At 73.1% G+C, this 16,380-nt stretch carries 15 protein-coding genes; 7 read left to right on the top strand and 8 right to left on the bottom strand.

Annotation, left to right across the window (positions count from 1 at the left end; all coding sequences use genetic code 11):
• Positions 1-7: 7 nt before the first annotated feature.
• Together PZ894_RS06430 and PZ894_RS06425 are read left to right on the top strand one after the other, a co-directional pair.
• Entirely contained in the window at positions 8-1,213 is a 1,206-nt protein-coding gene (locus PZ894_RS06430) for an MFS transporter (RefSeq protein WP_275743610.1), read from the top strand.
• The gene (locus tag PZ894_RS06425; protein WP_275743608.1) at positions 1,210-2,523 is read left to right on the top strand and encodes a D-arabinono-1,4-lactone oxidase; all 1,314 of its coding nucleotides are present in this window, start codon (positions 1,210-1,212) and stop codon (positions 2,521-2,523) included. Before PZ894_RS06430 ends, PZ894_RS06425 begins: the two co-directional genes overlap by 4 nt.
• On the opposite strand, the gene PZ894_RS06420 is transcribed toward PZ894_RS06425, so the two are convergent.
• Complete coding sequence (locus tag PZ894_RS06420; protein WP_275743606.1) at positions 2,520-3,155, bottom strand: trimeric intracellular cation channel family protein; 636 nt, start codon at positions 3,153-3,155, stop codon at positions 2,520-2,522. The genes PZ894_RS06425 and PZ894_RS06420 overlap by 4 nt on opposite strands.
• Positions 3,156-3,360: 205 nt before the next feature.
• On the opposite strand from PZ894_RS06420, the gene sepH reads away from it, so the two are divergent.
• Complete coding sequence (gene sepH, locus PZ894_RS06415; protein WP_275743605.1) at positions 3,361-4,305, top strand: septation protein SepH; 945 nt, start codon at positions 3,361-3,363, stop codon at positions 4,303-4,305.
• Here sepH and PZ894_RS06410 read toward each other — a convergent pair.
• Positions 4,302-5,105: a sulfurtransferase gene (locus tag PZ894_RS06410; protein WP_275743603.1), complete on the bottom strand. Its 804-nt coding sequence runs from the start codon at positions 5,103-5,105 to the stop codon at positions 4,302-4,304. The two genes, sepH and PZ894_RS06410, sit on opposite strands and share 4 nt — an antisense overlap.
• Before the next feature lie 16 nt (positions 5,106-5,121).
• On the opposite strand from PZ894_RS06410, the gene PZ894_RS06405 reads away from it, so the two are divergent.
• Complete coding sequence (locus PZ894_RS06405) at positions 5,122-5,775, top strand: thymidine kinase (RefSeq protein ID WP_275743601.1); 654 nt, start codon at positions 5,122-5,124, stop codon at positions 5,773-5,775.
• A 59-nt stretch (positions 5,776-5,834) separates the two neighbouring features.
• A complete protein-coding gene (locus PZ894_RS06400) occupies positions 5,835-7,040 on the top strand; it encodes a hypothetical protein (RefSeq protein WP_275743599.1) in 1,206 nt (401 codons plus the stop codon).
• A 67-nt stretch (positions 7,041-7,107) separates the two neighbouring features.
• Here PZ894_RS06400 and PZ894_RS06395 read toward each other — a convergent pair whose 3' ends face one another.
• From PZ894_RS06395 to PZ894_RS06385, 3 genes are all read right to left on the bottom strand, one after another.
• Positions 7,108-8,049, bottom strand: a complete 942-nt coding sequence (locus PZ894_RS06395; protein WP_275743597.1) for an HNH endonuclease signature motif containing protein — start codon at positions 8,047-8,049, stop codon at positions 7,108-7,110.
• A gap of 243 nt (positions 8,050-8,292) precedes the next feature.
• Positions 8,293-8,553: a hypothetical protein gene (locus tag PZ894_RS06390; RefSeq protein WP_275743595.1), complete on the bottom strand. Its 261-nt coding sequence runs from the start codon at positions 8,551-8,553 to the stop codon at positions 8,293-8,295.
• 161 nt (positions 8,554-8,714) lie between these two features.
• On the bottom strand, positions 8,715-8,918 hold the full coding sequence (locus PZ894_RS06385) for a cold-shock protein (protein ID WP_275743593.1): 204 nt from the start codon (positions 8,916-8,918) through the stop codon (positions 8,715-8,717).
• A gap of 220 nt (positions 8,919-9,138) precedes the next feature.
• Here PZ894_RS06385 and PZ894_RS06380 point away from each other — a divergent pair, with 220 nt between their 5' ends.
• Positions 9,139-9,327 carry a hypothetical protein gene (locus tag PZ894_RS06380; RefSeq protein ID WP_275743591.1) on the top strand — a complete coding sequence of 63 codons (189 nt, stop codon included), beginning with the start codon at positions 9,139-9,141 and terminating at the stop codon, positions 9,325-9,327.
• Here the strand turns inward: PZ894_RS06380 and PZ894_RS06375 are convergent.
• The 3 genes from PZ894_RS06375 to PZ894_RS06365 are packed head-to-tail and all read right to left on the bottom strand — an operon-like array spanning position 9,320 to position 13,753.
• The gene (locus tag PZ894_RS06375) at positions 9,320-10,432 is read right to left on the bottom strand and encodes a nucleotide pyrophosphatase/phosphodiesterase family protein (protein ID WP_275743589.1); all 1,113 of its coding nucleotides are present in this window, start codon (positions 10,430-10,432) and stop codon (positions 9,320-9,322) included. The two genes, PZ894_RS06380 and PZ894_RS06375, sit on opposite strands and share 8 nt — an antisense overlap.
• A gap of 10 nt (positions 10,433-10,442) precedes the next feature.
• Positions 10,443-11,030, bottom strand: a complete 588-nt coding sequence (locus PZ894_RS06370) for a DUF5998 family protein (RefSeq protein ID WP_275743587.1) — start codon at positions 11,028-11,030, stop codon at positions 10,443-10,445.
• Between the two features lie 26 nt (positions 11,031-11,056).
• On the bottom strand, positions 11,057-13,753 hold the full coding sequence (locus tag PZ894_RS06365) for a bifunctional GNAT family N-acetyltransferase/acetate--CoA ligase family protein (RefSeq protein WP_275743585.1): 2,697 nt from the start codon (positions 13,751-13,753) through the stop codon (positions 11,057-11,059).
• 149 nt (positions 13,754-13,902) lie between these two features.
• Here PZ894_RS06365 and PZ894_RS06360 point away from each other — a divergent pair, with 149 nt between their 5' ends.
• Complete coding sequence (locus PZ894_RS06360) at positions 13,903-16,377, top strand: DNA topoisomerase IV subunit A (protein WP_275743583.1); 2,475 nt, start codon at positions 13,903-13,905, stop codon at positions 16,375-16,377.
• The last annotated feature ends 3 nt before the right edge of the window (positions 16,378-16,380 follow it).

Here is a 16,380-nt window from a genome sequence, read left to right as displayed (position 1 = left end):
GCGGCTGATGCTCACGTCGTACCGCCGGATCCTCGCGGAGCCCGGGGCCCTCCAGATGTCGCTGGCCGCCCTGGTCGCGCGCCTGCCCATCTCCATGGTCGGGCTCGGCATCGTGCTGCTGGTCTCGGCGGCGACCGGACGGTACGGCGTCGCGGGCGCGATCTCGGCGGCGTACATGATCGCCAACGCGGGCTTCGCGATCCTCCAGGGCCGGCTGCTCGACCGGCTGGGTCAGGGCAGGGTGCTGACCGTCGCCGGCCTCGGATTCGGTGTCGCGGTCGCGCTGCTCGTCGTGTCGGTGCAGGCCGACTGGCCGATCGCGACGACGTACGCCTGCGCGGCGGTCGGCGGGGCGCTCCTGCCCCAGGTCGGCTCGGCGGTGCGCGCCCGGTGGTCGCACGTGCTGGAGCGCCCGGCCGACGTGCAGACGGCGTTCGCGCTCGAGGCCGTGCTCGACGAGGCGGTCTTCATCCTCGGCCCGATCCTGGTCGCGGTGCTCGCCACGGCGTGGCACCCGGCCGCCGGTCTCGCGATCGCCGTCGTCGCCTGCGTGCTCGGCACGCTGGCGTTCACGGCCCAGACCGGGACCGCGCCGCCGGCGCACCCGCGCGACGACGCGTCCGGGCCGCGAGCGTCGATGCCGTGGCGTGCGGTCGTCCCGCTGGCCGTCGTGTGCGCGGCGCTCGGCGTCCTCTTCGGTGGCGCCGAGGTCACGACGGTGGCCTTCGCCGAGGAGGAGGGCCACAAGGCGGTCTCGGGCGCGCTGCTCGCGCTGTGGGCGGCCGGCAGCCTCTCCGCGGGCGTGATCACCGGCGCGATCCACTGGCGCCGCGGCCCGGCGACCCGGGTCCGGTGGGGCTCGCTCGCGATGGCCTGCGCGATGCTGCCGCTCTCGTTCGTCGGCTCGCTGCCGGTGATGGGCGCGGTGCTGTTCGTCGCCGGCTTCGCGATCGCGCCCACGATGATCGCCTCGATGTCGCTGACCGAGTCCGTGGTCCCGCCCGGGCGGCTGACCGAGGGCATGGCGATCATGCAGACCGGACTGGTCGCCGGCGTCGCACCCGGCGCGACGCTCAGCGGTCTCGTCGTGGACCACCAGGGCGCGTCGGCGGCGTACCTCGTCTCGGCGGCCGCCGGCCTCGTCGCCGCCCTCGCCGCGCAGGCGCTCCCCCGCGCACCGAAGGTCGGCGCCGGGTCTACCATCGCGCCGTGATCGAGCGGAGCGCGTGGCGCAACTGGTCCGGCCTGGAGTCGGCGCGTCCGACGCGCGTGGAGGAGCCGGCGGACACCGCCGCCGTCGTCGCCGCGGTCGCGCGCGCCCGGTCGGACGGCACCACGCTGAAGATGGTCGGCACCGGGCACAGCTTCACCTCGATCTCCGCGCCGGAGCACACCATGCTGCGGCCCGGCAGGATGACCGGCATCGTCTCGGTCGACCGCGAGGCGATGACGGTGACCGCCCTGGCCGGTACCCGGCTCGGGGACCTCAACGCCGGGCTCGAGACCCTCGGGCTCAGCCTCCACAACATGGGCGACATCGACGAGCAGACCCTCGCCGGCGCCACCTCGACCGGCACCCACGGCACCGGCGGCACCTGGGCCTCGCTCTCCGCCCAGGTCGCGGGCTTCGAGCTCGTCACCGGCACGGGAGAGGTCCTGCGGGCGAACGCCGAGGAGAACCCCGACGTCCTCGACCTCGGGCGGGTCGGCCTCGGCGCCCTCGGCGTGCTCACCACGATCACCTTCCGCGTCGAGCCGGCCTTCGTGCTCGAGGCGAACGAGACCCCGATGGGGTGGGACGAGGCCCTCGGGGGCTTCGACGAGCGGGTGGCGCGCCACCACCACGTCGACACCTACTGGTTCCCGCACACCGACCGGTTGATGGTGAAGACCAACGACCGGCTCGACGTGTCCGTCGAGGAGGCCGAGCCGCTGTCGCGACTGCGCGGCTGGTGGGACGACGAGTTCCTCTCCAACACGGTCTTCGGCGCCGCCAACCACGTCACGAACCGCTTCCCCGGCACCATCCGGAGGTTCAACCAGCTGTCGAGCCGGCTGCTCTCGGCCCGTTCCTACAGCGACCTCGCGCACAGGGTCTTCGTCTCGCCCCGGACCGTCGTCTTCCGGGAGATGGAGTACGCCGTGCCGCGCGAGGCCGGACTCGCCGCGCTCACCGAGGCGCGAGCGGCGATCGAGGCGTCGCACCTGAACATCACCTTCCCCGTCGAGATCCGGGTGACGCCCGCCGACGACGTCCCGCTGTCGACCTCCACCGGTCGCGCGTCGACGTACCTCGCCTTCCACACCCATCGCGACGCCGACCACCTGGAGTACTTCGCGCTGCTCGAGCCGATCATGCGGGCCCACGACGGCCGCCCCCACTGGGGCAAGGTGCACACCCGCACGGCGGGCGACCTCGCGCCGGCGTACCCCCGCTTCGAGGAGTTCGTCGCCCTGCGCGACCGGCTCGACCCCGACCGGGTCTTCACCAACGCCTACCTCCGGCGCGTGCTCGGGGACTAGACGGAGGCGGGACCGGTCGGGACCGGCGCCTGCCAGTGCCTCCAGAGCGCCAGCAGCCGCCAGGTGGTGCACAGGCCGCCGCCGAGCAGCGCCACCACCCAATAGCTCAGCTCGGTGTGCGCGAGTGCGACGACGACGATGGCGCCGGCCAGCGCCGGCGTCGCGTAGAGCTCACCCCGGAAGACCGCCGGCACACGTGAGGCCAGCAGGTCGCGCAGCATCCCGCCGCCGATGCCCGTGACCATCCCCATCAGCGCGGCGGGCGCGACCCCGAGGCCGAAGTCGAGCGCCTTGAGCGCGCCCGTCACGCAGAACAGGCCGAGCCCGAAGGCGTCCAGGACGTTGATCGATCGCTCCATGCGGCCGATCGCCGGGTGGTAGACGAAGGCCAGCACGCCCGCGGCGACCGGAACCACCAGGTAGCGCCAGTCCTGAAGCGCCGCCGGCGGCGTCGCGTCGATGAGCACGTCGCGGATGAACCCGCCGCCGAGGCCGGTCGTGCCCGCCAGCACGAGCACGCCGAAGACGTCGAGTCCCTTGCGCACGGCGACGAGCGCGCCGGAGATCGCGAACACGAAGATGCCCAGGAGATCGAGCACGATCTGGGTGGTCGAGGGATCGGTGGTGGCCACGACCGGACGGTAGTCCCTCGGGCCGGTGCCGGTGTGACGGGAGTGACGGCGAGTGACGGGGAGGCGCGCCCGTCGTGGTCCCCGACTCGCGCCCGCGGCTGGCGTAGGCTCGGCGCCACCGATGACTGCACCCATCCAGCACCAGACGCACGATCCCGTCCCCGGGCACGACGCAGCGCCGGCCCCGGGGACGGGAGCCCCCGTCATGTCCTTCCTCCGGTTCGCCGGCCTGAGCGAGGACGGCGACCGGCTGCGCCTGGTCGACGAGGAGGGCGCCGAGCACGTGCTCGCGGTCGACGACCGACTGCGCGCGGCGGTGGTGCCGACCCCCGCACCCCCGGCCCGAGGAATGGAGAAGACGATGGAGAGCATGCTCCGGCCTCGAGACATCCAGGCCCGGATCCGTGCCGGCGAGACCCCGGAGGCCGTCGCCCAGGCCGCGCAGACCTCGGTGGAGAAGATCATGGCGTTCGCGGCCCCCGTGCTCGCCGAGCGCGAGCACGTCGCGCAGCGCGCCCAGCGGTCGTCGGTACGCCGCAGCGACGGCGCCGCCCCGGCCGGGGCCCGCACCCTCGGCGACGCCGTCGCCGCCCACCTGCGCGGCCTCAACGTCGCCCCCGAGAACGTGTCGTGGGACGCGTGGCGTCGCGAGGACGGCCGCTGGACGCTGACCGGGGACTACGCGAGCGCCGAGCGCTCCGGCGCGGCGTCCTTCACTTACGACGTCCCGGGCAACTACGTCACCCTCGACAACGAGGACGCCCGTTGGCTGGTCGGCGAGGCGATCACCCCCGCGGCGCCCGCTCGTCCCGACGACCTGCAGGCCGCGCGCGAGCGCCGGCTCACCGCGGTCGAGGACCAGCTCCCGCTCGAGGACCAGCTGCCGCTCGGGGACCAGCTCGGGGACGACGCGCTCGACCTGGTCGCCGAGCAGCCGGTCGAGGCGTTCCTCGACGACACGCCGCCGACCGACCCGGAGGTCGTCGAGGAGGAGGCCGAGCTGCGCGAGGAGGCGGCCGAGGCGGCCGCCGCCGAGCCCCGGCCCGAGGAGCCGCCGGCCCGGCGCCCGGTCAAGAAGAGCCGCGGCCGCGCCTCGGTCCCCAGCTGGGACGAGATCATGTTCGGCGGCTCGGGCGGCTCGGACGGCTAGGCGATCGGCCGGTCCGGGTCGGTGATCCACCCCGACCAGCTGTCCGGGTAGAGCGCGGCCGCGATCCCGGCCACCTCGAGCGCGAGGATGTCGTGCACGGCGGTGACGCCCGACCCGCAGTAGACCGCCACCGCCTCGTCGCCCGCCACCCCGGCGGCGGCGTACAGCGCCCGGAGCTCCTCGGCGCTGCGGAACCGCCCGTCGGCGCGCAGGTTGGTCGTGGTCGGCACGTTGACCGCACCCGGGATGTGGCCGGCCACGGGGTCGATCGGCTCCGTCCGGCCGCGGTAGCGCTCGGGGGCGCGAGCGTCCACGAGCACCGGTACGCCGAGCACGTCGTCGGCCTCGACGACGGGCAAGTGGCCGGGCCGCGCGGTGAAGTCACCCCGGCCCGGCAGCAGCGCACCGGAGTGCACCTGCCCGCCCGCCTCGACCCACGCCGGCCATGCGCCGTCGAGCACCCGCACGTCGCGGTGACCGTGGTAGCGCAGCAGCCACCACGCCCGGCCCGCGGCCAGCCCGCTCCAGTCGTCGTACACGACGACGGCCCGGTCGTCGCGGACCCCGGCCCGGCGCATCGCCGCCTCGAAGTCCGCCGTCGCCGGCAGCGGGTGGCGGCCCCCGGCGCCGGGCGGTGCGGCGAGATCGGCGTCCAGGTCGACGTACGCCGCGCCCGGGACGTGCCCCTTCTCGTGCTCGGCGCGACCCCCCGGCCCGCCCGTCCGGTAGCGCACGTCGAGCACGGTCACCTCGGGGAGTCTCTCGTGGAGCTCGGTGACGGAGATCAGCGGCGAGGTCATGAGAGGATTCTGCCCCGTGGCTGAACTGCACTTCTTCACCGGCACCATGGACTCGGGCAAGAGCACGCTGGCGCTCCAGACCAACCACAACCATGCGGCGCGCGGGCGGGTCGGGAAGCTGTTCACCACCCACGACCGCGCCGGCGAGGCCACCCTCTCGAGCCGGCTCGGTCTGACCCACGAGGCGCTCGAGGTCGACGCGGCCTTCGACTTCTGGCGCTACGTCGTCAGCACGCTCACCCAGGGCGGCCGGGTCGACTACCTGATCTGCGACGAGGCGCAGTTCTACACCCGCGACCAGATCGACCAGCTCGCGAAGATCGTCGACGAGCTCCAGATCGACGTGTTCGCGTTCGGCATCCTCACCGACTTCCGCACGCAGCTCTTCGAGGGCAGCGCGCGACTCGTCGAGCTGGCCGACCGGATGAACGTCCTCCAGGTCGAGGCGCTGTGCTGGTGCGGCAAACGGGCCACCCACAACGCCCGCACCGAGAACGGCGCGATGGTCGTCGAGGGCGAGGTCATCGTCGTCGGCGACGTCGACAAGGTCGACCAGCCGCCCGCCGACGTGGCCTACGAGGTGCTGTGCCGCCAGCACCACCGCCGCCGGCTCACCGCCGCGCGCGCCAAGGCCGTCTCGCTGGCGCCGGAGCCCCTCCCCTTCGGCTGATCGCGACGGCGAGGGTTTCCCCGCTACCCACCAGCGGCCGCGCTGCCTAGCGTCGAGGCGTGCTGCGATCACGTCTCTCGGGTGCCCTGACCGCCGTCGCCGCCGCGGCCGGACTGCTGGTGGCGCTGCCGCCGCCGGCGCAGGCGGACGGGCCGGGTTCGGGGACGCCGTGGGTCGTGACGCTCGGCGACTCCTACATCAGCGGCGAGGCCGGGCGCTGGGCCGGCAGCAGCAACGACGACAGCGCCCGGGCAGACGCGCTCGGCCCCTCGGCGTACCACGACGCCGGCGACCACGAGGCGATCGAGCGCTGCCACCGGAGCCGCTCCGCCGAGGCCTACATCGGGGGTGGCGTGAGCGGGCTCAACCTGGCGTGCTCGGGCGCGCAGACCGCTACCACGAGCGGCGACCACTTCAAGCCCGGCCTCGACTTCCACGACGACGGCGCGGGCCACCTGGGGCAGGCGGCGATGCTGCAGCGGTTCGCCGGCGGACACAACGTCGGGATGGTGGTCGTCAGCATCGGGGGCAACGACTTCGGGTTCGCCGACACCGTCCAGTCGTGCGTCGTCGACTTCCTGACGTCTCCGACCTGGGCGAAGAACTTCTGCCACGACGACGTCTCGGTCACGGCGCGGTTCGCGCCCGCGAACGTCGCCGCCGTGCGCGCCCGCATCGCCGGCGCGCTGCAGAACGTCGCGACCGCGATGCGCGACGCCGGCTACGCCGACGCTCAGTGGACGCTGCTCGTGCAGAGCTACCCGAGCCCGATCCCGCGCGGCGACGGGTTCCGCTACTCCCAGAGCGGCTACTCGCGGCAGTTCACCGGCGGCTGCGGCTTCTGGAACGCCGACGCGGACTGGGCCAACGACACCGCACTGCCGACCATCAACGGCGCCGTCCTCGGTGCGGTCATCGACAGCGGACTGACCAACACCCGCACGCTGGACCTCGCCTCGGCGTTCGACGGCCGGCGGCTGTGCGAGAGCTCCGTCGGCCTCTACGAGGAGCGCGGCATCGAGGACTGGACCTCGCCCGGCGCCGTCGACCAGACCGAGTGGGTCAACCAGATCCGGACGATCAGCACGTGCTGCGCCGACAGCCCCTACTACATCCAGGAGTCGATCCACCCCAACTACTGGGGTCAGCTCGCCACCCGGTCCTGCGTCCGGCAGGCGTGGAACGACGGCGACCCCCGCGGTGGCACCTGCACCATCGCCGGCACCGGGCTGCAGAACGGCGAGCCGGTGATGTCGCTGCACTGAGCGGTCGTGCCCGGCGTCGCGCGTCGTGGTGGTCGGCGTGGGTGGTCGTCGACGGGCGCAGGCGTGCTCAGGCGGCGGTGTAGTCGAGGATGAAGTCGACGAGGTAGAGCTCTCCGTGGCTGAGGGGCACGGCCCGGGCGGGGGCGGGCGCGCGTGGTGCGGTGGCCCTGATCACGTGTCCGGTCGGGAGCCGGGTTTCGACGACGTGAGGCTGGCCGGGTGGACCGGTGGTGGGGCGGGATCGCCAGCCGGGGGCCTGCTTGAGGTGGTTGCACTGCTCGCAGAGGCCCTGGCCGTTGGCCGCGGACGTGGGTCCACCTGTCGCGTGGTCCTCGATGTGGTCGTGGTGGCGGATGGGGGCGTCGCACCAGGGGTTGCGACAGGTGCGGTCGCGCAGGTCGAGGAACAGGGCCAGGTTCTTCGGGAACGCCCGCGCGTGGGAGTCCATCGCGACCAGTGTCCCGGTGTCGGGGCGGGCATAGAGGCGGCGCAGGGTCGCGGTGGCCTCGGCCACGGCGCGGGCGGTGAGGTCGCGGGCGGCCTCTGCGGGGATGGGTCCGTAGCCGTGGAGCCAGGCGGGCTCGTGGCCGCCGGCGAGGAGGGTCTGGTCGGAGACGATGAGGTTGACCGCGACCGCGACCGGGACCGGGACCGGGACCGGCTCGGCGGTGGTCTGGCCGGCGACGCGGGCGAGGAGGGTGTCGGCCATCACCTGGCCGCGGGAGCGGGGGTCTGCGGCGGCACGGGCCTGATCGGCGGCCCGGGTCAGGGTGGCGTAGACCGCGACGCCCTGGGCGGCGGGCAGCAGCACCGAGAGCCGGGCCATGGTGTCCGGGGCGGGACGGAGGGTGACGTGGCGGTCGCCCTCGGCCCGGGCGCGGCGGTTGACCACCGCGGCGGCGTCGATGGTGGCGACCAGCCGCTGGGCCTGCGCGGCCAGGCGTCGGTCGCCCCACCCCTCGAACGGGTAGACGTCGTCGTGGTCGGGGGCGCAGAGCTCGGCGTCCACGACCGCCCGGTCCGCCGCGCTGGCGTCGTTCTGTGGGGTGCCGATCTTCGATCAGAACTGGCATCCCGAGCCGGCATCGGGGTCGGTGGTTTCGAGACAGGCGCTAGCGCGCCTTCCTCAACCACCGTGAGCCCGCAAGCCGGCAGCGGACCTGAACCCCAAGGTCCGCGTCCCCGTCGTTGCTGCCTGTCGGCGCGCAAGCCCGGCGTGCCGCCGGTTCCCGACACCAACGCCCCGTGACCTTCAGCCGCGCTCGCCGATCCGGCGGTAGAGCGCGAGCTCGTCGCGGATCCGGTAGGGCAACGGCAGCCCGCCGGCGGCGAGCGCGTCGGCGTACTTCTCCAGCGCGGTGACGAGGTCGGCGCGCAGCTGCTGCTCCTCCCAGCGCGACACCCGTGCATGACGGCCGGCGCTGAGCCTGCTCCGCGCGAGATTGAGGTCGTGCGTGCACTGCTCGAGCAGCCGGAGCTCGCTCCCCCTCGTGCTGCTCGGCGGTTCGGGCATCTCGTCTCCGACCCTGCGCGTGACCGGCGCCGGATGCGCTGGCGTCACTCGCAGGCATCGACAGTAGCCGGTCAGCGCCTCGGTTGTCGCCCGCCGCGTGCAACGGTGCCCCGGCCGAGGGATCGGCCGGGGCACCGTCGAGCATGCCGTGGTGACGTCGCTCAGATGGCGCGAACGCTCTCCGCCTGCGGGCCCTTCGGGCCCTGCGTCACGTCGAACTCGACCTTCTGGTTCTCGTCCAGGCTCTTGTAGCCCTGTCCCTGGATCGCGGAGAAGTGCACGAACACGTCGGCGCCACCCTCGTCCTGGGAGATGAAGCCGAAGCCCTTCTCGGAGTTGAACCACTTGACGGTCCCAGTAGCCATGATCTGATCCTCGATCTCTGCGGCGCGGACACCGTGCCCGCTGCCAACCGGAGGCATCCAGTGAAGTTGGTGCCCAGCTGACGCGAAGACCAAGAACGACAAGAGATGTGCCGCCAAGACGAGGCGGCCAGGAGCAGGGGCTCCCTCCAGCAGCGATGACGCTATCACCGGCGTCGGCCGGCACCGGCATCTTCGCGGCCTGCCGCCTACGATCGGGCGCATGGACGATCCCGACCTGGCGCGGCTGCTCCGGTGGGAGAACGCCGGCGGCGCGTGGCGCGTCCTGCACCGCGCCGACGACGAGATCATCGTCGCGCTGCTGACCTGCGACGGAGGCACCGAGATGGAGCGGCTCACCAGCAGCGCCGCCGCCGTGCTGGAGCACGTCGGCGACCGCGACGTCAGCTGACGAGGAGCGGGATCAGCATCTCGTCGGGCGTCAGCGACCCGTGCAGGCCCACGAGCGTCGCCTCGTAGGGGAAGTCCGTGGTCGACAGGATCGCCGTGTCGCCGTGGCAGGCCACCACGACGTCGCCGAGCCGTGGCAGCACGCCCGGCAGCACCGGCCCGAACCAGCCGCGGGCGATGGCGTCCCCGCGCGCGAGCACGGTCGCACGCTCGGCGAGCACCTCCCGCCAGGTCGCGACGACGTCGCCGACCGCGCCCCGGTGGCAGTAGAGGTGGCGGAAGCGCGCCTCGCCGCCGAGGAGCGCCACGCCGTCGCGCAGCTCGGTGCGGTCGTCGACGTCGACGCGGCTCCCGGGCGCGGAGTCGATCATCCCGTGGTCGGCGATCACGAGCAGGCGTACGTCGCCCGGTAGCGCCTCGCGCAGCTGCTCGGCCTCCGCGTCGACCATCGACAGCTGCTGGAGCCACGGGCTCGAGGCGACGCCGTACCGGTGCCCGGTCCAGTCGAGGTCGCCGTCATAGAGGTAGGTGAGCGACGAGCGCTCCGCCGAGGCCGCGACCGCGGCCGCGATCCGCTCGCCGACCCGGTCGGCGCCGACGTACTCCGCCCCGCGGTGAGCGGCGACGGTGAGCCCGCTACCGCGGAACTCGCGCTTGTTGACGACCGTGACGGCCGCGCCGAGGCCGCGCAGCCGCGCGAACGCCGTGTCGTGCGGCTGCCACTCGACCGGGTCGACGTCCTTGTCCCACAGCAGCGCGTTGAGCAGCCGGTCGGTGCCGGGCACCCGGGAGGTGAACCCGACCAGCCCGTGCGCTCCGGGGGTGAGGCCGGTGCCGAGCGAGGTCAGGCTCGTCGCGGTCGTCGACGGCACGCCGGCGGTCGCCGGGGTGTCGGTCAGTCCGGCGAGGAACGGGGCGGCGTGCGCGTAGCGCTGCAGCAGCCGGGAGCCGAGGCCGTCGACGAGGAAGACGACGTACGCCGCGGCCTCGGGCAGCACCAGGCGGGTCGGCGCGTCGGGCATGAACAGGCCGAGCGCACCCGCGACCGCGGGGACGACGTCGCCCAGCGAGCGCTCGCCGTACGCCGGCTCGAGGAACTCCCCCACACGCGAGAGGCTAGCGGGCGTGGGTGCGCGCTGAGAGCGACTCCGCGAAGGCGAGCAGCCCGTCCACGGCGCCGGTGCCGTCGGCCGCGGCCGAGACGCGCAGCGAGAAGTCGTCGGAGGCGAGCACGCCGGTGTAGCCGTGGTCGGCGTCGCACTGCGGGTCGCTGCATCCGGCGGGCTCGAGGTCGACCCGGCTGACGCCACCCCACCCGATGGTCATCACGGCCTCGGCCGGCGGCCGGGGGCCGGCGGTCGGGTTGGCGACCATCCGGGTGACGACGACGGACCGGACCGAGGTCAGCCGGATCGCCTCGGTGGAGGTGGAGGTGTAGGGCTCCGGGAGCAGGTCGTCGCCCTCGTGCTCGTCGGTGTGCGCCAGGATCAGCCGGCTCGGCGTGAGCACGACGACGGAGAGGTGCCGGCGCACCTCGTCGCGGTCGAACGTCGGCTCGTGGTGGACGTAGAAGGAGACGATCTCCTCACCGGCGACGGCGCTCTCCACTCCCTCGGTGACCACGTCGGGGTAGTAGCCCGTGCGGTCGATGGCGTCCCTCAGCTCGACGGAGCGGTCGCGACCTTCGGTCCTGGTGCTGCGCATACGTGCAGTCTGTCACGCAGCCGAGATCACGACGGCAGAGTGTCCCCAGCCGGCTGGGAGAGCCGCCGCACGAACCAGTCCGAGCGGGGGTCGACGACCGGCTCGACGCGTGCCGACGCGGTCAGGACCGTCGCCCCGTCGGCGCCGGCGAGCACCAGCGACAACTCCAGCGCGCTCACCTGGGGCAGGTCGTTCTGCAGCTGGGCGAGCCGCTGGATCAGCCGCTCGATCTCCGCCACGTCGACGACCTCGCTGCCCCGGTAGCCGAAGAGCATCGGCGACGACTTGATCTCGCGGACCATCGCCGCCGCGTCCCGGGCGCCCAGCGGCGGGATCCGGTAGGAGCGGTCGGCCAGCAGCTCGGTGAGCGGTCCGGCGATCCCGAACGACACCACGGGGCCGAAGAGCGGGTCCTCGATGCTGCGGATCGCGACGGGGACGCCGGGCCGCGAGTTCTTCTGCACCACGAATCCCGCCCGCTCCGGCTCGGAGATCACGCTGCCGAGCGTGTCCCAGGCGTCGGCCATCTCCTCGGCGTCGTCGATGTTGCGCCACACGTGGGCCTGGTCCGGACGCTCGCGCAGGTGCTCGGCGGTCGCCTTGAGCACGACGTCCCACTCGAGGTCCTCCCCGGCGCGGACCGCCTCGTCGCGGGAGTCGACCGCCCGGGTCTGCCACAGCTCGATGTCGTAGGCGGCCAGCAGCTCGGTGAGGTCCGCGAGCCCGAGCTCGGTGCCCTGCGGGTGCTCGGCGAGGATCCGGGTCACCAGCCGCTTGGCGGCGGCCTCGTCGACCTTTTCGCGGCCGACGGCCTCGCCCTCGGGCGTGCGCAGCCACACGGCGTACTCCACCACGTGGGCGAGCGCGCGGACCGCGGCCTCCACGCCGGGGTACGACGGCACCGAGCCGCGCCCGGCCGTCGAGCCGGCGACGTCGGGGACGCGCAGCAGCTCTGGCACGCCCTCGGCCCCGAGGAAGGAGGAGACCAGGGGCTTGTCCGACTGCTCGCCCACCGCGGCGAGCACGTTGGCGACGTCCTCGCCCGAGACGTTGATCGGCGGCACGTAGACGGCGATCACCGAGTCGATCTCGGGGTCGTCGATGGCGTCGTCGAGGGCGTCCTCGAAGTCCTCCCCGCTCGCCTCCGCGCCCAGGGCCGTCGACTTGTTCACGACGAGGCCGACGGCCGCGGCGGCGTCGGCGGCGAGCAGGCCGAGCGCGTCGGAGTTGCCGACGATCGCGACCCGACGGCCGCGCGGCAGCGGCTGGTGGGCGACCAGCTGGGCGACGTCGAACATCTCGTCGAGCGTGTCGACCTGGATCACGCCGGCCTGCCGGAACATCGCGTCGACCGCGGCCGGCGGTGCCGCGATGCGGCGTACGGCGTGGCCCATCGGCACGCCCTGGGTCGTGCGACCCGAGCGGACCGCGATGATCGGCTTGCGCAGCGAGACCCGCCGCGCGATCCGGGAGAACTTGCGCGGGTTGCCGATCGACTCGAGGTAGAGCAGCACGACCTCGGTGGAGTCGTCCTCCTCCCAGTACTGCAGGAGGTCGTTGCCGGAGACGTCGGCGCGGTTGCCGGCGCTCACGAACGTCGAGAGGCCGAGTCCGCGGTTGTAGACCTTCTCGAGGATCGCGGTGCCGAGCGCACCGGACTGGCAGAAGAAGCCGGCGCGGCCGCGCGGCGGCATCAGCGGCGACAGCGAGGCGTTGAGCGACACCCGGCCGTCGGTGTTGATGATGCCCAGGCAGTTGGGGCCGATCAGGCGCAGCCCGTAGGACCGCGAGAGCCCGACCAGCTTGCGCTGCCGGACGCGACCGTCGTCGCCGGTCTCCGCGAAGCCGGCCGACACGACCACCAGGCCGTGGACGCCCTTGGCCGCGCAGTCGAGGACGACGTCCTGCACCGACTCGGCCGGCACCGCGACGACCGCCACGTCGACGTCGTCGGGGATGTCGGTGACGGACTTGTACGTCGGGAGCCCCGACACGGCGTTGGACGTCGGGTTCACGGCGTAGACGCGGCCGGTGAAGTCGCCGGTCACGAGGTTGCGCACCAGCGCCTGGCCGATGGTCTCCTGACGGCGGCTGGCGCCGATGACCGCGACCGAGCGCGGGTTGAAGAACCGCTCGATCGAGGCCGCCTCGGCCCGGTGCTCACGCGCCGACATCAGCCCGATCGCGGTGTCGGTGGGATCGATCGAGAACTCGAGCTGGAGCACGCCCTCCTCGTACTCGCTGGCCACCCGGTAGCCCGCGTCGCGGAAGGTCTGGATCATCCGCGTGTTGTCGGGCAGGACCTCGGCGACGAAGCGCTCGACCCCGCGCTCGCGGCCCGCCTGCGCGAGGTGCTCGAGCAGCAGCTGGCCGATGCCGCGGCCCTGGTGCCGGTCCTCGACCAGGAAGGCGACCTCGGCCTCCCCCGGCTTGATCACGTCGTAGCGGCCGACCGCGATGATCCCGCCCTGGAGCGTGAGCACGAACGCCACCCTCTCGACGTGGTCGACGTGGATGAAGCGGTCGACGTCGCGCTCGGAGAGCCGGGGCATCGGCGAGAAGAAGCGGTAGTACTTCGACTGGTCCGACACCCGCGCGTAGAACTCGACGAACACCTCGCGGTCGTCGGGCCGGATCGGCCGGATGTGGGCCGTCCGGCCGTCGCGCAAGAGGACGTCGGCCTCCCAGTGGGCCGGGGCGGCGGGCACGTCCTGCTGGGTCACACGAGAAATCTACCGGCCGCCGCGGACCGGGGAGCGCGGGTCCGGCCCCGGTGGCGGATCGGGACGCCGGCCGCGGGTGCCGGTCGCCACTCCGGCCAGATCGGGCAGCCTCCGCGGAATCGTCGGAGGCACCGTGAAGAATGGCGCCCATGGCCCGGCGTACGACGAAGAGCGATCTCCCCGACGACTTCGAGGAGCACATCCTCGACACCGACATCAAGCAGGAGATGGAGACCTCGTTCCTCGAGTACGCCTACTCCGTCATCTACTCCCGCGCGCTGCCCGACGCGCGCGACGGGCTGAAGCCGGTGCAGCGCCGGATCCTCTACACGATGAACGACATGGGCCTGCGCCCCGACCGGGGGCACGTCAAGAGCGCACGCGTCGTCGGCGAGGTGATGGGCCGGCTGCACCCGCACGGCGACGGCGCCATCTACGACGCGCTGGTGAGGATGACGCAGCCCTGGGCGATGCGGCTGCCGACCGTCGACGGCCATGGGAACTTCGGATCTCCCGACGATTCTCCGGCGGCGATGCGCTACACCGAGTGCCGGATGGCGCCGCCCGCGGTCGCGATGACGGCCTCGATCGACGAGGACACCGTCGACTTCAAGCCCAACTACGACAGCCGCGAGTACGAGCCGGGCGTGCTGCCGGCCGCGATCCCCCACCTGGTCGTCAACGGTACGACGGGCATCGCGGTCGGCATGGCGACCAACTGCGCCCCGCACAACCTCGTCGAGGTCGTCCAGGCGCTGCGGCACCTGATCAAGCACCCCCGGTCCGACGTCGACGACCTGATGCGCTTCATCCCCGGGCCCGACCTGCCGACCGGCGGCAAGATCATCGGCCTCGACGGCATCCGCGACGCCTACGAGACCGGCCGCGGCACGTTCCGGATGCGCGCGACGGCTCGCGTCGAGAGCGTCACCAACCGCCGCAAGGGCATCGTGGTGACCGAGCTGCCCTACGGCGTCGGCACCGAGAAGGTCGTCGAGCGCATCAAGACGCTGGTGCAGGGCAAGAAGCTCCAGGGGATCTCCGACATCAAGGACCTCACCGATCGCGACAACGGGCTGCGCCTGGTGATCGAGGTCAAGAACGGGTTCGTGCCCGAGGCCTTGCTCGAGCAGCTCTACAAGCTCACGCCCATGGAGGACTCCTTCGGCATCAACGCGGTCGCGCTGGTCGACGGCCAGCCGCGCACGATGCCGCTCAAGGAGATGCTCCAGGTCTTCCTCGACCACCGCTTCGAGGTGGTCCGGCGCCGCTCGGTCTTCCGTCGCCGCAAGGCCGCCGACCGGCTGCACCTGGTCGAGGGCCTGCTGGTCGCGATCCTCGACATCGACGAGGTCATCCAGTTGATCCGGTCCAGCGACAACGCCGCGGCCGCCAAGGAGCGGCTGATCTCGGTCTTCGACCTCTCGGACATCCAGGCCGACTACATCCTCGACATGCCGCTGCGCCGGCTCACGAAGTTCTCCCGCATCGAGCTGGAGAAGGAGCAGGACGAGCTGCGCCGCACGATCGAGGAGCTCGACGCGATCATCGAGGACGAGAGGCTCCGCTGGAAGGTCGTCTCCGACGAGCTGGCCGAGGTCGCGAAGACCTACGGCACGCCGCGGCGCACGGTGCTGCTCGAGTCCGCCGGTACGACGGTCAGCGCGGCGGCCGTACCACTCGAGGTCGCCGACGACCCGTGCTTCGTCTACCTGTCGTCGTCCGGCCTGCTGGCCCGCACGGCGAACGCCGAGCAGCCCGGCCACGGCGGCGGACGCGCCAACCACGACGTGGTCGTCTCGGCCGTCCGCGCGACCGCGCGCGGTGAGGTCGGCGGTCTGACCAGCGCCGGCCGGCTGGTGAAGATCGGGGTGCTGGAGCTCCCGCAGCTGCCCGACACCGCCAACGACCCCCACCTCGCGGGCGGCCTGCCGGTGAGCGAGATCCTCGGCCTCGAGACCGGAGAGCGGCTGCTCGCGCTGTGCACGCTGGGCACCGACGGCCCGGGGCTCGCGCTCGGCACCCGCCAGGGCACGGTCAAGCGGGTCAACCCCGAGGTGCTGGGCAGGGAGGAGTGGGAGGTGATCCGGCTCGCCGAGGGCGACGAGGTCGTCGGGGCCGTCGAGCTGGTCACGGGCTCCGAGACGCTCTGCTTCGTCTCCTCCGACGCGCAGCTGCTCCACTTCGGCGCCGACTCGGTGCGGCCGCAGGGTCGCTCCGGCGGCGGCATCGCCGGCATCCGGCTGGCGGCCGGTCAGCGGGTGGTGTGGTTCGGCGCCGTCGACCCCGACGCCCCGGACGGCTCGGTCGTCGTCACGTCGTCCGGCTCTTCGACCGCGCTGCCCGGCACCGAGCCCGGAGCGCTGAAGGTGGCGCCGTTCTCGGAGTACCCCGCCAAGGGACGTGCCACCGGCGGCGTCCGCTGCCATCGCTTCCTCAAGGGCGAGGACACCCTGGTCTTCGCGTGGGTCGGCACGGCGCCGGCCCGGGCCGCGGCGGCCAGTGGCGCGCCGGTCGACCTGCCGGCCGCGACGGGCAAGCGAGACGGGTCCGGCACGCCGGCCAGTCAGCCGCTCGTGGCCTGTGCCGCGCCGGTCGCGTCGCGGGTCCGTGTGGAAGGCTGACCG

This window comes from Nocardioides sp. YIM 152315, assembly GCF_029210375.1.
GTDB lineage: Bacteria > Actinomycetota > Actinomycetes > Propionibacteriales > Nocardioidaceae > Nocardioides.
The sequence above is the reverse complement of the archived record's forward strand: the minus strand, read 5'-3'. Positions and strand labels throughout refer to the sequence as shown.

What these genes read in the sequence shown, in the direction of transcription:
- PZ894_RS06430 (WP_275743610.1), top strand. Translation starts at nt 8, where the DNA reads ATGCTCACGTCGTACCGCCGGATCCTCGCGGAGCCCGGGGCCCTCCAG.
- sepH (WP_275743605.1), top strand. Translation starts at nt 3,361, where the DNA reads ATGTCCTTCCTCCGGTTCGCCGGCCTGAGCGAGGACGGCGACCGGCTG.
- PZ894_RS06410 (WP_275743603.1), bottom strand. Translation starts at nt 5,105, where the DNA reads ATGACCTCGCCGCTGATCTCCGTCACCGAGCTCCACGAGAGACTCCCC.
- PZ894_RS06390 (WP_275743595.1), bottom strand. Translation starts at nt 8,553, where the DNA reads ATGCCCGAACCGCCGAGCAGCACGAGGGGGAGCGAGCTCCGGCTGCTC.
- PZ894_RS06385 (WP_275743593.1), bottom strand. Translation starts at nt 8,918, where the DNA reads ATGGCTACTGGGACCGTCAAGTGGTTCAACTCCGAGAAGGGCTTCGGC.
- PZ894_RS06380 (WP_275743591.1), top strand. Translation starts at nt 9,139, where the DNA reads ATGGACGATCCCGACCTGGCGCGGCTGCTCCGGTGGGAGAACGCCGGC.
- PZ894_RS06370 (WP_275743587.1), bottom strand. Translation starts at nt 11,030, where the DNA reads ATGCGCAGCACCAGGACCGAAGGTCGCGACCGCTCCGTCGAGCTGAGG.
- PZ894_RS06360 (WP_275743583.1), top strand. Translation starts at nt 13,903, where the DNA reads ATGGCCCGGCGTACGACGAAGAGCGATCTCCCCGACGACTTCGAGGAG.